15 protein-coding genes are annotated in these 17,802 nt (G+C 34.6%); 3 read left to right on the forward strand and 12 right to left on the reverse strand.

What is annotated here, in order from left to right:
• Positions 1-381: 381 nt before the first annotated feature.
• Positions 382-960 (reverse strand): ECF transporter S component, encoded by a 579-nt coding sequence (locus JK636_RS10255; RefSeq protein ID WP_202748822.1) that lies wholly within the window; start codon positions 958-960, stop codon positions 382-384.
• 152 nt (positions 961-1,112) lie between these two features.
• Here JK636_RS10255 and JK636_RS10260 point away from each other — a divergent pair, with 152 nt between their 5' ends.
• Entirely contained in the window at positions 1,113-1,268 is a 156-nt protein-coding gene (locus JK636_RS10260) for a DUF5670 family protein (protein WP_202748823.1), read from the forward strand.
• Positions 1,269-1,447: 179 nt separating this feature from the next.
• Entirely contained in the window at positions 1,448-2,476 is a 1,029-nt protein-coding gene (locus tag JK636_RS10265; protein WP_202748824.1) for an NAD(P)/FAD-dependent oxidoreductase, read from the forward strand.
• Positions 2,477-2,531: 55 nt separating this feature from the next.
• Here JK636_RS10265 and JK636_RS10270 read toward each other — a convergent pair whose 3' ends face one another.
• Complete coding sequence (locus tag JK636_RS10270; RefSeq protein WP_202748825.1) at positions 2,532-4,127, reverse strand: peptide chain release factor 3; 1,596 nt, start codon at positions 4,125-4,127, stop codon at positions 2,532-2,534.
• A gap of 363 nt (positions 4,128-4,490) precedes the next feature.
• Between JK636_RS10270 and yidA the strand changes: the two genes are divergently transcribed.
• Positions 4,491-5,309, forward strand: a complete 819-nt coding sequence (gene yidA, locus JK636_RS10275; protein WP_202748826.1) for a sugar-phosphatase — start codon at positions 4,491-4,493, stop codon at positions 5,307-5,309.
• A gap of 44 nt (positions 5,310-5,353) precedes the next feature.
• Here the strand turns inward: yidA and JK636_RS10280 are convergent, their stop codons facing one another.
• The 10 genes from JK636_RS10280 to JK636_RS10325 all read right to left on the reverse strand — a co-directional run bounded on the left by JK636_RS10280 (position 5,354) and on the right by JK636_RS10325 (position 17,785).
• The gene (locus JK636_RS10280; protein WP_202748828.1) at positions 5,354-6,208 is read right to left on the reverse strand and encodes a hypothetical protein; all 855 of its coding nucleotides are present in this window, start codon (positions 6,206-6,208) and stop codon (positions 5,354-5,356) included.
• Positions 6,209-6,213: 5 nt separating this feature from the next.
• Positions 6,214-7,071 (reverse strand): class I SAM-dependent methyltransferase, encoded by an 858-nt coding sequence (locus JK636_RS10285; RefSeq protein ID WP_202748829.1) that lies wholly within the window; start codon positions 7,069-7,071, stop codon positions 6,214-6,216.
• An 18-nt stretch (positions 7,072-7,089) separates the two neighbouring features.
• Positions 7,090-7,545: a GNAT family N-acetyltransferase gene (locus JK636_RS10290; RefSeq protein WP_202748830.1), complete on the reverse strand. Its 456-nt coding sequence runs from the start codon at positions 7,543-7,545 to the stop codon at positions 7,090-7,092.
• Positions 7,546-7,561: 16 nt separating this feature from the next.
• Entirely contained in the window at positions 7,562-7,969 is a 408-nt protein-coding gene (locus tag JK636_RS10295) for an NUDIX hydrolase (protein WP_202748831.1), read from the reverse strand.
• Positions 7,970-7,999: 30 nt separating this feature from the next.
• Positions 8,000-8,326 (reverse strand): HIT family protein, encoded by a 327-nt coding sequence (locus JK636_RS10300; protein ID WP_202748832.1) that lies wholly within the window; start codon positions 8,324-8,326, stop codon positions 8,000-8,002.
• Between the two features lie 722 nt (positions 8,327-9,048).
• Positions 9,049-10,230 carry a group II intron reverse transcriptase/maturase gene (gene ltrA, locus JK636_RS10305; RefSeq protein ID WP_338025765.1) on the reverse strand — a complete coding sequence of 394 codons (1,182 nt, stop codon included), beginning with the start codon at positions 10,228-10,230 and terminating at the stop codon, positions 9,049-9,051.
• Between the two features lie 742 nt (positions 10,231-10,972).
• Positions 10,973-12,019 carry a carbohydrate-binding family 9-like protein gene (locus JK636_RS10310; RefSeq protein ID WP_243428191.1) on the reverse strand — a complete coding sequence of 349 codons (1,047 nt, stop codon included), beginning with the start codon at positions 12,017-12,019 and terminating at the stop codon, positions 10,973-10,975.
• A gap of 222 nt (positions 12,020-12,241) precedes the next feature.
• Positions 12,242-14,548 (reverse strand): glycoside hydrolase family 3 N-terminal domain-containing protein, encoded by a 2,307-nt coding sequence (locus JK636_RS10315; RefSeq protein WP_420839270.1) that lies wholly within the window; start codon positions 14,546-14,548, stop codon positions 12,242-12,244.
• 31 nt (positions 14,549-14,579) lie between these two features.
• A complete protein-coding gene (locus tag JK636_RS10320) occupies positions 14,580-16,328 on the reverse strand; it encodes a glycoside hydrolase family 35 protein (protein ID WP_202748833.1) in 1,749 nt (582 codons plus the stop codon).
• A gap of 44 nt (positions 16,329-16,372) precedes the next feature.
• Complete coding sequence (locus JK636_RS10325; protein ID WP_202748834.1) at positions 16,373-17,785, reverse strand: alpha-L-fucosidase; 1,413 nt, start codon at positions 17,783-17,785, stop codon at positions 16,373-16,375.
• Positions 17,786-17,802: the final 17 nt, after the last annotated feature.

Below are 17,802 nucleotides of genomic sequence, written 5' to 3' on the forward strand. Positions count from 1 at the left end.
TAAAAGTTCCAAGCCCTTTACGACCTTTACCGGCTAATTTATTATACCACTACACTATTACTCAATCATTCCATTTTCATTTATTGTGGCGATGAAGCCATCATGACTGTCTGTCTGTCTCAAAACAGCTAAACTTAGCGTGGTATTTGAATATGTAGAAGCATTTGAGTAAGCAGTAATAAGACTTTAATTAAAAAATTTATAAAGCCGTTAAGAATCCTATATTGTTTGAACGAAGAGAGTTTATAGGATTTAGGATTTATAAATTTTTTAATTATTAGTCTTATCTGCGAAGTGAAAGCTTCCTAGAATTCAAATACCACGCGATAGGTTTAAGCTGTTTTGAGACAGCCGCCTGCCCATTTTTATATTTATTTATTCTTAAATTACATTTTTTATTCCAGATTTACGAAGTGCTCCAAGAAGCGGAACTGCAATAACTATTCCTATTATCACCTGTGCAATATTTGTTGGTATATCCTTTGCTGAAATTATTAAGCTTTGAACAAAAGCTTGCTTTTCCGGCTCTAAAAAAGTTAATATTATTGCTCCTCCTATAAAGTAGGCTCCAATCATCCAAATTCCCGCTATTATAAAAGCCATAATATTATTCCAAAGCTTTTCTCCATTATAGTTTCCTCTATAAGCAATAACTGCTGTAATATATGCCATTGCTCCTTTTATTACAAAGGTAAATGGTGCCCAATTTACATACCCATTTGTCAAATCAAACAAGCACATTCCAATAGCTGAAGCCAAAGCAGCTTTTTTTCTTCCAAGCAGCATGGCGGCTAAAAATACCATACTGTCTCCTGCATGCATTACACCCATAAAGGTTTTTACATGAACAATGTATGTTGCCACATATACAATAGCTGTCATTAAGCCTACTTGTACAATATCTAATACTCTACTGCTTTTAATAGCATGTTCTCTCTTTTCCAATTTAAAACCCTCCATCAATAAAAATATTCCAGCGCTGTTCCCTATTACATTATACCCAGCATCAAATCATTTTTAAAGTGTATGGATACAATTAAAATATATTATTAGTTATAATTACATTATTTATTGCAAATACTAATTTTACTCAAATAAAAGGAGGTTGTATTATGACTATTTTACGTTGGATAGGCGGATTCGTAGTTTTATTTTGGTTAATTGGTCTTATATTTAGAATAGGCGGAGGTTTAATCAACCTGCTTCTTATTGTGGCAGCTGTTGTATTTATAGTAGATGCTCTTTTTGGCCGAAAAAAGACTATGTAAGCATTTCGCCTGTGGTAACTATATAATGCAATAAAGTTCTTACATTCATGATGTCTCAAAATATCTAATCTTCAAAGATTTTTGGGAGATCATGAATGTATTAGAGCTTTTGCATTGTATATATATCCAAGTTCCATAAAATGAACTTGGATATTTATGTTTTGAAAGGAGTTTATTAAATGAACACTATGCAAGAAAAAACCTATTGGAATAATATAGATGAAAATTATAAAACTTATCCTAAATTAACTTCAAACATTGACTGTGACGTAGTTGTTGTAGGAGGCGGAATTTCCGGCTCTTTAACTGCTTATTATCTTTCACAATATAAATTAAACACAGTACTTATAGAAAAAAATAGAATCGGTCACGGAAGTACTCTGCTAAGCTCCGGAATTTTAAAGGCCTACGTTGATAAATCTCTTTCTGTTCTTGCTTCTCTTATGAGTGAAAAACAAGCAGAAAGAGCATATAAGCTTTGCTTAAAATCTATTGATGACATAGAAAATATACTCTCAAATATCCATAAAGACTGCGGCTTTGAAAAACTCAAAAATAATCATGCTCTATTTGACCCTTTTAAATTTTGTCATGCAGTCTTGAAAGGTGCCTCTTCTAAAGGAGTCCGCATTTATGAAAACACCTCTCTTTCAAGCTTTGACTATGCGCCTGAACAGATGCGGGTTAATACAGATACTTATCATATAACCTGTAAAAAAATTGTATTCACTGCAGGTCAGTCTGCATTGACACTGATTAAAGATAAAATAGTAAACCTAAAGCCTTCTTCAACCATTGTTACCAACAAATTATCTAAATTCGACGGTTTAGAGGAAAAATGTATCTGCAACAAATATAATGGCTTATCCTATAATATTCGTATTTTAGATGAAAATAGAATACTGGCACAGGTTCATGGTACTGATAATGAACAAGATCTAACCGCTTCTAACATTATTACTGCTCTAAATAATCTGCTGCCTAACATTAAAAATATTGAGGCAGAATATTTTTGGAAATGCTCCTATCCAGAAACAAAAGACAGCCTTCCTTATATAGGTGCATATGATTCTCTGCCTAACTGTTATTTTAACTTAGGCATCGGCGGCAATGGCGAAGCACTTTCTGCTTATGGAGCACAAATAATTAAAGACCTTATATTATATGACAATAATCCAGATACAGAAATATTCAGCTTTAAAAGATAAAACCATATAAAACGGAATAGGTATAACTTCCTGCTCCGTTTTATATGGTTTTTGTTTAGTCGTTATTTTTTGCGATATCAGACAGTACTAACCCCTTATTATGTTCAAGTGCCCAGCTTATAGCCCAATCACTTTGGAATATTAAAAGATTTCTATCCTTAAAGTCCTTAACTCTTTTTGTATCACTTGTTAAATTTAAGTTCTCTACATCGATATCGGTATTTTCAATCCATCTTATAAATCTAAAGGCTAATCTATCCATTTTTATATCTACGCTATACTCATGCTTTAGTCTGTATTCTAATACTTCAAATTGAAGTACACCTACAACACCAACAATAATCTCTTCAATTCCTATATAAAGCTCTTTAAATACTTGGATTGCTCCTTCTTGAGCTATTTGAGTAATTCCTTTAATAAACTGCTTTCTTTTCATAGTATCAACAGTTCTTACTCTAGCGAAGTATTCAGGTGCAAAGGTAGGAATACCTTCAAACTTAAACTTTTTAGAGTTCTCACATAAGGTATCTCCAATGCTGAATATACCCGGATCAAATACTCCAATAATATCTCCTGCATAAGCCTCATCAATAATTTCTCTTTCTTGAGCTAAAAACTGCTGCGGCTGTGCAAGTTTTATTTTATTTCCGCCTTGAACATGATACACTTCCATACCTTTTTTAAATTCACCTGAGCAGATTCTCATAAAAGCAATTCTATCTCTGTGTGCAGGATTCATATTTGCCTGGATCTTAAAAACAAAGGCTGAAAATTCAGGCTGAAATACATCTATTTCCCCTTGATCTGACTGTCTTGCAATTGGTGAAGTAGTTAAATTTAAAAAATATTGTAAAAAAGGCTCAACTCCAAAATTTGTTAACGCACTTCCAAAGAAAACCGGAGTAAGCTCTCCATTTCTAACTTTTTCTGGGCTAAACTCATCCCCAGCTATATCCAAAAGTTCAATATCTTCTATTAGCTTATTGTGAAGACCTTCACCCAGCAAATCATTAAATACCTTATCCTCTATATTACCTTCAACAGACTCAACCTGTGTCTGTCCGTGATTACCGCCGTCAAAAGCTTGAATCACATTTTTTTCTCTGTCATAAACACCTTTAAATTCTGCTCCAGTACCTATAGGCCAATTCATGGGATAAGATTTTATTCCAAGCTCATTTTCAATATCCTCTAAAAGCTCGAAAGGATCCTTAGTTTCTCTATCCATCTTATTTATAAAGGTAAATATCGGTATACCTCTAAGACTGCATACGTGGAATAGCTTTTTAGTTTGCTCTTCTACACCCTTTGCACCATCGATAACCATTACCGCACTATCCGCTGCCATAAGAGTTCTATAAGTATCCTCACTAAAGTCTTGGTGACCTGGAGTATCAAGGATATTTATACAATATCCATCATAATTAAACTGCATTACAGAAGAAGTAACAGAAATACCTCTTTGTTTTTCTATTTCCATCCAGTCTGAAACTGCATGTTTTGATGCTTTTCTTGCTTTTACAGAACCTGCAAGTCTTATGGCACCCCCGTATAAAAGAAGCTTTTCGGTAAGAGTAGTCTTACCAGCATCTGGGTGTGATATTATAGCAAAGGTTCTTCTTTTCTCTATTTCATTAATTAAATCCACCACTATTTTCTCTCCTTTTTAATTTATTCTAAGCTCTAGATATTTATCTACATCGGAATATCTCCTTAAATATTAATTCACAATAAAAAATAACCATATTATATTTTTTTCTTAAACCACACAAAATTATATCAGTTTATAAATTTTATTTCAACAATTATATAGTTGTATACATTTACATGCTATATGCTTCCATTTATTTTTTTGTCCTAGATGCTATAATAATAATGAACTATTTTTTATTACTATATACAATGCAAAAGTTCTAATACATTCATAATGTCCCAAAAATCCTTGAAGGTTGGATATTTTGTGACATCATGAATATAAGAACTTTAGTGCATTATATGTTAAAGGAGAGAAATAATGTACAAACTTATAGCACTTGATATGGATGGTACTCTGCTTCGTGAAGATAAAACTATTTCAAAGGAAACTTATAGAGCAATACAGAGAGCAAAAAATAAAGGTGTTAAGGTTGTATTAGCAACTGGAAGACCTATTGATGGTGTAAAAAGATATTTAGAGGAATTAGAGCTTCTAAATGATGATGACTATGCAATTGCTTATAATGGAGCATTAGTTCAAAATACAAAAACAAAAGATATTGTAGCCCAAACTCTAATGAGCCTTGAGGATGTTGATTATCTTTATAAGTTGAGTCAAGAATTAAAAGTTAATATACATGCTTTAACTGAGCACACCTGTATAACACCTAAATGGAGCAAATACAGCCAAGTTGAAGCTGATATAAATGATATTCCTTTAGAATTTGTAGATTTCAATAACTTAGATGAGAATACTACTATAGTTAAAATAATGTTTATTGATGAGCCCGAATACCTTACAGAAGTAATATCAAAACTTCCTAAAGAGGTTTACAAAAAATATTCTGTACTTAGAAGTGCTCCATACTTTTTAGAATTTCTCGATAAGAAAGTTAATAAAGGTTATGGTGTAGAATTGCTTGCTGAAAAGCTTGGCATTAAGAGAGAAGAAGTTATATGCATAGGGGATGCGGGAAATGACCTCCATATGATTAAATTTGCTGGTCTTGGAGTAGCTATGGGAAATGCTTTTCCTGAAGTTAAAGAAGCTGCTGATTACATTACGCTTACTAACGAAGAGCACGGTGTAGCTCATGTTATAGATAAATTTATTTTAGAAGAAAATGAAGCATGTTAAAAGTGAAGGTTTTGTTTCACCTTCACTTTTACTTTTTTAATCAATTAGAGTATACATTTATAGCATCTATATTTATCATTAATCTGAAAGCCTGCAGCTAGAGCTGAATTTAACTCGTCTGGAGAATCTTCATCGATAAAATATGCTACTTCATCTAGTGAACCAAATTTATTATATAATTGCATTAGCATTTCATTAATTAAAATGTCTTCAATACCATTATTTTTATATTGTTCATCAACAAATAATCCAAAAATTTCACCCATATTTCTGACCTTCTTTGTAAATATGCTTGCACGAATAGCTCCATCTTGTTTAAAAACAAGTATTTTAAATTTCTCTATATCCTTTTTCAAATTTTCGCTATTATAATACATTTCTAAAGAAATAGCATATTTATCATGAAATATAGCATATTCTTCATAATTACTATTAGTAATTTCTTCTACCTGTTCATGTTTTTCATTCATTTGTATTTTTAAATTATACAGTCTTGTGTCAATGCTGGATTCGATACATTCAAAATTGTTTTTCTTAAAATATTGATTTGCAGCTTTATTACTAAAAGGTACACCTATATATAATTCAAAACCAGGAAGCTGCTTGCCAATATGATCAATCAATTCTTCTGCGGTTTCGTCATAATCTCCTCTTATCAAAAATTGTGTTGTTTGTACATATTTTTCATCACATTGCCAAAAGTAAATACATACTCCACATAACACATTTTCCTGATAGCAGGCTATTATGCTTTCATTATCCCTAACGAGAGCTCTTTCAAAGTCTTCTCTAAGCTTTTCCATTGATTTTATTCTATGATAACTAGCATATAAATCATTTTGACTTAATTCCCATGCAAAATCTATTACTTCCTCAATCTTATTAATTGTTTTTATCATACCTCTCACCCTTTTAAACCCCTATTTAATTTAGTTCCCCTAGCCAATAAAAATTCACCATTATCAGCCATAGTTCTCTTGCAGTATGCCTTTTCTTCAAGATCTAGTATTGTTCTCCATGCTGTTTCATTCTTTTCTATTGCTTCTGCCGCTTTTCTAAAAGCACTTGTAATACATGGACTTCCACCTAAAATTACATTATTCAGTCCACTTTTTATTAACAAATTTTCAAGTTCTTCAGTCTCAAAAAAATGTCTCGGAGGATGGCTTACCATTTCATGCTGCGGAAGATCTCCACTATCAACAACTTCATTTATGTACCAATAGTCAGGTTTTCCAAAGAAAGAAGTGTAATCAAAATCCTCTCTTCCTAATTGACTTCTAATAACTCCCCATTTACTATTAACGCTTATTAAAACAGTTCCACCAGGCTTAGTAACTCTGATAAGTTCTTCAACTGCTTTTTCTCTATTTTCCATAAGATAATTTAAAGGCGCTCCATAGCAGACTACAGTATCAAATATGTTATCTTCAAGCATTGATAAATCTCGCAAGTCTCCATTAATAAAGCCGTCAGTCTTTGATAACAAGTTGTTTTCTTCAAGTTTGATTTTTGCTATTTTTAATTGTTCCTTGGAAATATCTAAAAGAGTAACATTACTGCCGCTTTTAGCTATTTCAATGCTAAATCTTCCAGCTCCACATCCGGCATCCAGTACATTTTTACCTTCTCCAATAAAATCCTGTAAAAAATGCATATGTAGATAAAAGTTTATTCTATCATACGCTGTTAAATTGAGTCTCTCCCACTCTCTCATTCCATATTTATCATAAAAATCACTTATTGCTTTTGCGTTATACATTATTATCCCCTAACTTTCTTAAACATTGATAACCCACTCATATCTGCACTTCTGCCTATCCCCTCGTTGATACATTTCATTATCTTCAGGCAAATCAACTATCTCAAGTAGCTTAGCACCAATATACTCACAAGTTTTTCTTGAAGGAAGATTACTTGGATCATTAGTTATAAGCAGCCTGTCCATCCCGTGTGCTTGAGCAACCTGTTTTGCTAGCATACAGGCTTTTGCGGCATAGTGATTACCTCTATAGGCTTCATCAATTTCATACCCTATATTTCCACCATAGTATGTGTTTCTATTATGACCAATTCTTATATCTATTCTCCCTATTGATCTACTGTCATTATGCAGTTTAATACCATATTTATAAGCTGGTAAGTATCCTTTAGGCTCATAAGCCTCAGACTTTTCTTCTATAACTAAATCTATTTCTCCATCCGTTAAATAATCGAAATTAAGAAATGTAAACAAAAAATAACCTCCATTTCTATAAAGCTTTAAGCTTATTAATATCCCACTTTTCCATTCTTATTTTATAAACCTCATGCATTTTGTCAAGATTTTCTTCGTTAAAATCAAGCCACTCATATCTGTCATGTTCCTCTGATAATGTTAAACTACGCTCTTTTATTTTGCATAGATAAATAACTCCGGCTATCTGATAATCTTCAGCAATAAAGTTCCATGTATCCAGCAAACTTACTGGTTCTATAATAAAGTTAGTCTCTTCTTTCACTTCTCTTACTAAAGTTTCTTCTGCTGTTTCACCAAACTCCATTCTTCCCCCTGGAAGTTCATAAAAATTATGTTTAGCAATACTTTTATGCATTGCTAAATATTTACCATCCTTTAATATAAATCCCTTTGACGCAAATTCTATATTACCTTTCTTCATAGAAATTCCTCCAATACTTTTCGATTATTGTTATCTGCGATTTCCAAAAACCAAATGCCAATGCAGATGTTTTGAATCCTGATAGTCTCCTAAGTTTGTTATTACTCTACATGCCCCATGCTCAGATACAATATCTGCTGCAACTTTCTTTACAACGCTAAGTAACTCTAATAACAAAGCATTTTCTTCTTCCGAAATTGTAATTAACGAAGATATGTATTTCTTTGGAATAACTACAATATGCTTTTCATAGGCTGGTTTTGTATGATAGTAGGCAAGTACATTTTCTGTTTCAAAAGCTTTGTTTACTTCTATGTTTCCACTTAAAACTTGTTCACAATAAAAATCATTAGTCATTCTCTATTCCTCCATACTAGCTAAAGAAAAAGCTTTTTTATAAATCATTCTTTTCCATAGAATATTAACTTTAGGTTTTAAAGGTCATATTTTCAAACCCAGACCTGTATCCATATATTTCATTATACACCAGTTTACTTATATTATGGTCAAATATATAAATACAGCTTCAGCTAAATAAAATAAGCCATACAGTTAATTTCTATATGAATCTTCATTTACTGTACGGCTTATTATGAGAATTATTTGGTTTTAAATTAGATAACTTTACTTTGACACAGGATGTATACGTCAAATTATCCCTTTCCCCAGTCAAATAATCTCTTTCCACTGACGTCCTTCAAACCCGCATTCCTTCGTTCCAAAAATCATCCAAAGAAAATAATGTTTTTCAATCTTTTCTTTAACTTATCCACATAATTTCCAATTATTGTCCACATAAGCACAGTTTCAGGTAAATAAAGTTATTCAATTGGCATGGTTAAGGAGCAAGGAAAAAGGGGTAAGAATGGGTCTATTTCTTTTCTATTTTCAATTCTTTTATAACCTTCTATTCCTTGTCTACCAACGCCTAACGGCTCTTATCTAGTACACGGTAAACCATGCGTACTTGTAGAGTAAGTTGAAGGAAAATTTATTTTCTTCTTCCCCTCATCAAACCGTGCATGCGATTTTCCCGCACACGGCTTTCCGATATTCTTCTTTCTAATGCATTATAACCTTTAAGAAGAAAGTTTCTTTAATCCCATTTCATTAAGGATATTCATTACCTCTCTCAAACCTCTATGTCGAGTTTTCCTTTGTTTCTTATTGTTATACCAAATTGTAAACTTCTGTATGATATACCAGTCTATTTTATTTAACTGGTTACCTACATATTTTAAGTTGTAGTAGTTCTTTAAACCCACTACTTTCTTGTTTACTGTCTGCACTAAGTCATACATATCCATCTTTAAGGTTGCTCTATTATTAAGAACTTTTCTTATTTTGTCTCTCATACTTTTCATAGCCTTTTGGGTTAGGACTTGTATTGTAGTGTTAAATCTTTGCCCTTTACCACTCTCTACAAGGCTACGCCTATGATGAAATCCTAAAAAGTCAAATCCTTCTATGCCATCCCACATGTTCACAAATCTTATCTTGTCAGGATGCAATTCAAGTTCTAGCCTCTCAAAGATTTTCTTTACTGCATTATACTCATGGTATATTTCTTTCTTAGTTTTTGAGATAATAATAAAATCATCAGCAAATCTTACAAGTGTTCCAAGGTGTTTATAGTATTTATCCCATACCAAATCTAAATAGTTTAAGTATATATTCGAAAGTAGCGGACTTATAGAGGAGCCTTGCGGCGAACCGATTTCACTTTCTCTATATTCATTATTTCCCACAACACCTACTTTGAGCCATTTCCTTATGAGCTTTAGTATTCTTCTGTCTAATATCCTCTGTTCCACTAAAATCATTAATTTGTCATGGTTTATATTATCAAAATATCCTTTAATATCAGCGTCAAGTACCCACCAGCCTTTATTGCTACATTTCTTTCTTATAACCTCTAAGGCTTGATGTTGATTTCTCTTTGGTCTGAAGCCGAAAGAAGAATCCTTAAAGTCTGCCTCAAATATAGGTTCAATAACTATTTTGGTAGCTGTTTGAATTATTCTATCCTTAATTATTGGTATTCCAAGGGGTCTTTTCTTACCGTCTTTCTTAGGAATATATACTCTTTCTACTGGTTTTGGATTATAGCTGTTTTCCACTAACTCTTGATGTATTTCTTTGAGAAATTTCATTTCTCCATATTTAAGAACATCTTCTATGTAGATTTCTTCTATTCCACCAGTTCCCTTGTTAGCTTTAACTTGTTTCCATGCCTTTAATAAAATGTCTGCCCTATATATCTTGTCATATAGTGCATGAAACTTTCGTTTCTTATTAGTCTAGTCACTTAGATATAGTTTTCTCTGAAGTTCTCGAACTTTGTCTATGGTGTTGTTAGCTTTCGCATTCACTCACTCTTATCTCCTTTGAAAACTTGAATAAAGTAGAGTTCCTTCCCTATATACAGTTTTGTTGTCTGCATAATTATTGGTACTCTGAACTCCTCCGACTCCTTCTCTGCTGAAATAACAACTTCGCTTTCAGCTTATATGCTTTCAGTTTACAGCTATCGCTGTGCAGAGGAAGGTCTCTCCAGTTCCGAACCATACTATAAATACATGTCGTTTCCCGTATATCGAAGGATTCTTCGATGGTGCCTTCCAAGTTCTCCCCATCTTCCATGGTCTTCGCCCATAATTCCAAGGCTCGACCTCCTCTTTGCCTGCTTTCGCAGTCCTTTTTAACGATACGGCAGAATTCACTTTATGTTACGACCTATATTCTCGCTCGCACCCTTTCGGGTTACTTTACTCTCACGCTTCACACCCAGTATTTCTACTACGCATGGTGATTGTCTACAAGGCTTCTTGGCAATTACTTTGACTAGACTTTCACCAGTAAGTATGGTCCAGCTTTGCTGGATGCACGCATAAAAAAAGAACGTAAGTAGATTTGAATTTACACAAATCTATTTACGTTCCCCTCTGCCTCAAGGATTTAAACACCTTGAGGCAGAGCCTTTTATGATGGTAGCATCTTCAATCACCTTTCTATTCTGCAACTACCATCCTGCCTTATTACTATGCGACCCTTGCCGTCAGTTGTCCTAACATATGCCTCGTACATGCTGCTTGTTGCCTCAATAACTGGATTTATAATCGAAGCTTCCCCGCCGCAGAGTTCACTATAGTCCGTGCAATATCTTCCGTGCTGGCTGTAATAGTTCTTCTCCATGTAGTATATCTTTCTAAGCTCCCACTTTAGTTTTTCATCTTCCGGAATTACAAAAACATCATTCTCGCAATCTGTAAAATATATAAATCCCCATAATTCAGGGTAATGCATATTAACAAGTCCAATTGGAGACCATATCCAGTTATCTTCAGGATAAGACCTGCCTGTTTCAGGATTTATAACCTTTGAATACTTACCATTCTTTATCTCAGTGCGCCATTCAACACGTGAAAAATTGATTCTCCAGTAATCATGGACTTCAGGCTTCTTCCCACCAGCTGCACACTCCTTTAATATTTTCCATGGCATAGCTACCTCTACACTCCAACCCTTGTTACCTGGAGCAGCAGACGGGTCGTTTATGACACCGTCTATATGCACGGCAGTTTTCATTCCCGATATATCCCATCCATTTACAGCACATGGACCACTATTTGCATCACGATAAGGTTTAATGAGCAGCAAATCCCATACTGTGTTAAGTGCATTTACCTCGAACTCGTAATACGCATGAGTGTCCCCATCTGGATCTATAAAAATTTCAAAATCATTATCATTGAAGATGACACTATCTCTTTCAGTCAATGTACCCCACAACTTATCCTCTTCCAGGTAGGCACCTATATATAGGAATTCATCATCCCACAGCATCTTCATACGGGTTCTATGATATGGTTTAGGACGTTTACTATTCCATTCAATATCCTCAAACTCATCACTCCATGGGGCATCTTTCCAGAATGGTTTGTCAAGCCTTCCATCGATTTCAGGCTTTATAAAAGTTCTCCTACAAACATAGCTCCTTGGCTTAAACTCCAGATCCTCTTCCGGTGTACCCTTTAGATAATTCATCATATTAAATTCTCCTTTCACTCGAAGCACTGGGTAACTTAAGATGTTCGCTTCCGCTCACAAGTTACCCGTTGAAGTCCATTTAGGACTTCAGTTCGGGGCAACCCGAACTCGCTCATTGCCATTCGCTAGGTTGCCCGTTGAAGTCCATTTAGGACTTCAACCTCCTTTCGTCATTAAATTATTGATAATTCATTTACTTTTTCATTTTACTCGCTATTCTTTTTATATTGTAATCTTAATTATATCTTCCAGAACAGTCTCGGAACTATTACCAATCATTATTTTTACGTTCCCAGGTTCTATTACAAAGTTCATTTCTGTGTTCCATATAGAAAGTTCTTCTTGTCCGAGCTCTAATATAACTGTTTTACTTTCACCGGGCTCAAGCCATACTTTTTTAAAACCCTTTAATTCTTTCACACGCCGATTTATGCTTGACTCTAAGTCTTGTATATAAAGTTGTACTACTTCTGAACCAGAAATATTGCCAGAATTTTTTACATCTACACTAACATATATCTTTACATTATCCCTTAACTGCTGTAAGGAAATTAACTTATTTACAACTTTTAAATTACTTATATCAAAAGTTGTATAACTTAACCCAAAGCCAAAGCTATAAAGTGGTTTTGCAGTAATATCTAAATAATCGCTTGTATCTTTATAATTATAATACACCGGAAGCTGCGCTGTAGACTTTGGCATTGAGACAGAAAGCTTTCCACTTGGATTAATATCACCAAAGATTACATCAGCAACTGCTCTTCCCCCTTCTTTTCCAGGATACCAAGCACACATAACCGCATCGCAATTTTCTGCAATCCAAGGTATAGCGTAGGGACGTCCTTGAATTAATACCACTATTACTGGTTTACCTGTTAACATAATTTCTTTTGCTAATTCCAGCTGCACTCCTCCAAGCTCCAAATCTGCCACATCTACTCCCTCTCCGCAGTCCATTTCAGTTACACTGTCGCTTAGTATGGCTGCACCATTGCTGTCGAACCTTGTGTCAAAATTTCTTGAACTGCTGCCTCCTAAAACCAGTACTACAGCATCTGAATCTTTAGCATTCTCAATTGCTTCTTTAAATCCATCTCTTGATGTATCCCGGATTCTGCAGCCTCTTGTATAAGTGACTGTGGTTTCTCTTCCTATTAATTGATTGATTCCCTGCAAAACTGTACTGCCTGTACCTTCTTTTTGCGGAGCAGTGTAATCGCCTAGTTGGTTGTAAAGTATATCTGCATTTGGACCTATTACTGCTACTTTTTTCAAATCCTTTCTTAAAGGCAGTATTCCTTCCTTGTTTTTCAATAGCACTATAGATTCTCTGGCTATTTGCAGGTTTAATTCCCTTGAAGCTTTACTATTTACAACATGGGACGCCTTAGCTTCATCTATATATGGATTATCAAATAACCCTAATATAAATTTCAGCCTTAACACCCTTCTTACAGCTCTGTCTATAAACTTTTCTTCTAACATGCCTTCTGCCACTGCTTCTTCTAATTTTGTAAAAGCAGTATTCCATAGATTCAAGTCAACTCCAGCCTTTAAGGCTATTGCAGCAGCACCTTCATAGCTTCTGGCAATCTTTACAAGATTATCTACGGCACAGCCGTCAGACATTACTATTCCACTAAAGCCCCACTCCTGCCTTAATATTTTCGTCAATAACTTTTCATTTGCATGACAGAAGATGCCATCTATTTCATTATAGGCCGCCATGCACCCAAGAGCACCTGCTTTAACTGCGGTCCTCATGGCCGGAAGATGGATTTCTCTTACTTCCCTCTCCCCAATTGGAGCACCCTTGCCATTATGGCCGCCAATACTAGCACCTTGCGCACATAAATGCTTAACAACAGCAACTACCTTGCTATCCCCTTTTAATTCATCACCATCTTTTCCCTGAAGACCTTTTACCGCAGCTTCTGAAAACCTTGAAGCTAAGAAAGGATCTTCACCATAACACTCTTCTGATCGTCCCCATCTTGGATCCTGTAGTATGTCCAAAGTTGAAACCAGAGCAAGGTTTCCTCCTCTTGACCTGATTTCTGCGGCGACTTGTGAAAATACCTTTTCATAAAGCTTAGGGTTCCATGTGGCTCCTATTCCTATATTGGTGGGAAACATGGTTCCATCAAGAGCTTGATGGCCATGTGGACATTCTTCTGAAATAAATATTGGAATCCCAAGCCTCGTATTTTCTATTACATATTTTTGCAGCATATTGGAAACCTTAGCATTGCTATCTATAGGTATTCCATTTTCAAAATTTACTTTAGACCATGGATCTGCACGGAAAAGTCCATATAATGCTCCTAATCCATCTCCAAATCGAACTTCTTTCTTAAAGTCTTCTGAAACTTCATATCCATGCTGTGTCTTTTTATAAGCATTCCAGCCAAACATTTTCTGATTCAATTGCCCAATCTTTTCTTTCAAAGTCATTCTCGATAAAAGATCTTCAACTCTATCATTTATACTGAAACCAGCATCTTTATACTTTTCCAAAGCAATCACCTCTAATTATAAAAGCGTTAACTCAACTTACTTAATCTAATGTTAATATATGCCTATCAATTAAATTAATTTTTGGCTCCGCGGTACCTTGCAGTTCAAACAACACAATTTCATTTCTGCCTTTTTTAAGCAGAGGAGCAGGTATATATAGAGTTCTTTGCGGACCTATATCCCAATAACGTCCTATATTAAATCCATTAATAAAAGCTACTCCCTTCTGCCACCCTTTTGTATCAAGATATGTATCTTTAATACAATCAACTTCAAAGTATCCTCTGTAAAAAGCAGGTTCCCCTTCATTATATTGATTTTTATAATTTATATTTTTAATGTTGTCTAATGGCAAAGTGAATATATCCCAAACATATTGAAATTGATAATCCAATCTTACACTATCAGTAATACCCTTTCTATCGAGAATATGCCGTCCGTAATTAACCCTTCCCATATTCTCTATCAATATATCCAAAATATCCTCTTCATCCTTAAAATCCACCTTCAATACCCGTGCCTCATCTGCTCTATATACAATATCAACTAGTTTTTGATTTACAAAAATCATTGCCCTATCTCTTACTTCTTTAATATCAACCTCGCATTGCAGCCGCGGTCCTTTAACCTTTGTTCTGTACAGTATAAATCCATAATTCTGATCTAGTTGTTCCATTGGCATTGGGTACGATGAATTAAATCCCTCTGATAAACTTGTTAAGCTTTCAAATAATCCTTGTTTTTCTAGAAATTTTACCTCTCCATAATCTATTTTTCCTATAGGAGGCAGAAGTTTTACTTTTCCTATATCTATGTACTTTGATATTACATCTTTGTAAGCATGATACTTGGGTGTCATATCCCCATCTTCACTTAGGGGTGAATCATAATCATAGCTTGTAACCGTTGGTGCATAATACTCCTGAAAATTAGCGCCATTGTAAAAGCCAAAATTCGTACCGCCATGAAACATATAAATGTTCACAGAAAAACCAAGTTGCAGCATACTATCAAGTTCTCTGGCTGCATCTTTCTCATCTCTTTTGTGATGTTCCTCACCCCAATGGTCAAACCATCCATTCCAATATTCCATACACATTGCTGGACCATCTTTTTCATATTGTCTCAGTTTCTCCAAAGCACCTTTTGAATCTGACCCAAAATTCACAGTTTTTAAAACTCCCGGCAAGGTACCTGATTGAAGCATCAAGTCAGTTGGACCATCAGAAGTAAATAGCAGTACATCTACACCTCTATTTAAAATCCCGCACTTCAAATATTCGAGATATTTATTATCATTGCCATAACTCCCATACTCATTTTCCACTTGTATCGCAATTATGGGACCACCATTTGTGCATAGTAGCGGAACAAGCTTCTCAAATAGTATGTTAAAAAACATATCTACCCTCTCAAGAAATGACTTGTTATAACATCTTAATTTTATATTCTCTCCCTTTAATAGCCAGGCTGGAAGTCCGCCAAATTCCCATTCAGCGCATATAAAAGGTCCGGGACGCACTATTACATGCAATCCTAATTCCTGGGCAATATTAATAAATCCTACTATATCAGCCATACCTTCAAAATTAAAATGTCCTTTTTTAGGCTCATGAATGTTCCAGGCTACATATGTTTCTACAGTATTAAGTCCACAGGCCTTTAATTTTAATAATCTATCTCTCCAATATTCTGGTACAACCCTAAAGTAATGAATTGCTCCTGACAATACCCTAAGAGGTTGACCGTTATATACAAAATTATTATTGAGTATTTCAAATTCAGGCATAAGCCTCTCCTTTATATTGTTCAATGTAATATAAACTAATATCCTTAATAAACACCTATATAAGAAATTGTAGGATACCATCTTGAGCTTATTATATTTAATCTAATATGTTGTGCATTAATCTTCCCAAAGCAGCAAATTCGTTTATATCCTATAGTAGTACCTTCATAAAACTGCTTCCAAGTATCATCTTCCATATACTCTAACCGGAAAGCTTCAATTCTTTGTCCTATATTTATATATTCCATCAAGGAGATCCTGTCAAAGCATTTAATCTCCTTTAAATCTATTTCAATAACTGCTTCCTCTGTTCCTTCTTTTGTGCACCAGTATTTATCTGTATCTTTATTAAAAATATTATTAACATCGTGTTCCTTGTCCATGACTTCAGATGCAGCAGCGGCGGCACCTTTAGAAAGATTAGTTTGAAATATTTTTTCAATTGTGTTTCCGAACCTTTTTAATAAAGCAGCATCATTTTCATGTATCAATCCACGTCTATCCGGCGGTATATTAAGAAGAAAATTAGCATTGCCGCCAACGGATCCATAATAGATTTTTAACAATTCATCAATGCGCTTTAAGTGGTTATCCTCAGCAGCGTGATAAAACCATCCGGGTCTTATAGACGTATTTACTTCAGTCGGATACCATACAAGTTTTTCACATCCTTTAATTACTTCTCTGCTGCCTAAATCATCATCACTTGAGCTTATTCTTTTTGAAAACTCCCTATCATCTATCTTTTGAGATTCATCCTGTATCTTCTCTACATTTAGAAGTTCTGCCGGAACCACACTCCATTCAGATTTACGACAATGGCCTGCTTCATTTCCGCACCATCTCACATCTGGCCCACAAACAGAGATCATAGCTTTTGGCTGAAGCCTCCTTATAATTTCATAGTATCCTTCCCAATCATAAACCTGCACTTTACCATTGGGTCCTTCTCCACAAGCACCATCAAACCAAACTGCAAAAATATCGCCATAATTACTTAATAATTCACTTAATTGTCTTTTAAAGTATTCATTATATACATTTGAGTCTCCGTAAGTTTTTTCATGTCTATCCCACGGAGATAAATAGATTCCAAATTTTATTTTTCCCTTTTTGCAGGCTTCAGAAACCTCTCTTACAATGTCTCCCTTTCCATCTCTCCATGGAGAATTCTTTACCGAATGCTCTGTATATAAGCTTGGCCACAAGCAGAAGCCATCATGATGCTTACAGGTTAATATCAAACCGCTCATGCCTGCTAACTTACAAACTTCTACCCATTGGTCTGCATTAAATTCAGTAGGGTTAAAATTTGCCGGGCTTTCAGCTCCGGTTCCCCACTCTTTATCAGTGAATGTATTTACTGAAAAATGTATAAAAGCGTAAAACTCCATTTGCTGCCAGGCCAGCTGATTGCTTGAAGGCCTTACTTCAGCTATTTCCTTTATAGCATTCATCAATAATATCTCCTTCC

It is taken from the genome of Clostridium rhizosphaerae (assembly GCF_016765585.1).
In the GTDB taxonomy this organism is placed as follows: domain Bacteria; phylum Bacillota; class Clostridia; order Clostridiales; family Clostridiaceae; genus Clostridium_AT; species Clostridium_AT rhizosphaerae.

What these genes read in the sequence shown, in the direction of transcription:
- JK636_RS10260 (WP_202748823.1), top strand. Translation starts at nt 1,113, where the DNA reads ATGACTATTTTACGTTGGATAGGCGGATTCGTAGTTTTATTTTGGTTA.
- JK636_RS10265 (WP_202748824.1), top strand. Translation starts at nt 1,448, where the DNA reads ATGAACACTATGCAAGAAAAAACCTATTGGAATAATATAGATGAAAAT.
- JK636_RS10320 (WP_202748833.1), bottom strand. Translation starts at nt 16,328, where the DNA reads ATGCCTGAATTTGAAATACTCAATAATAATTTTGTATATAACGGTCAA.
- yidA (WP_202748826.1), top strand. Translation starts at nt 4,491, where the DNA reads ATGTACAAACTTATAGCACTTGATATGGATGGTACTCTGCTTCGTGAA.
- JK636_RS10325 (WP_202748834.1), bottom strand. Translation starts at nt 17,785, where the DNA reads ATGAATGCTATAAAGGAAATAGCTGAAGTAAGGCCTTCAAGCAATCAG.
- JK636_RS10285 (WP_202748829.1), bottom strand. Translation starts at nt 7,071, where the DNA reads ATGTATAACGCAAAAGCAATAAGTGATTTTTATGATAAATATGGAATG.
- JK636_RS10255 (WP_202748822.1), bottom strand. Translation starts at nt 960, where the DNA reads ATGGAGGGTTTTAAATTGGAAAAGAGAGAACATGCTATTAAAAGCAGT.
- JK636_RS10295 (WP_202748831.1), bottom strand. Translation starts at nt 7,969, where the DNA reads ATGAAGAAAGGTAATATAGAATTTGCGTCAAAGGGATTTATATTAAAG.
- JK636_RS10280 (WP_202748828.1), bottom strand. Translation starts at nt 6,208, where the DNA reads ATGATAAAAACAATTAATAAGATTGAGGAAGTAATAGATTTTGCATGG.
- JK636_RS10300 (WP_202748832.1), bottom strand. Translation starts at nt 8,326, where the DNA reads ATGACTAATGATTTTTATTGTGAACAAGTTTTAAGTGGAAACATAGAA.
- JK636_RS10310 (WP_243428191.1), bottom strand. Translation starts at nt 12,019, where the DNA reads ATGATGAATTATCTAAAGGGTACACCGGAAGAGGATCTGGAGTTTAAG.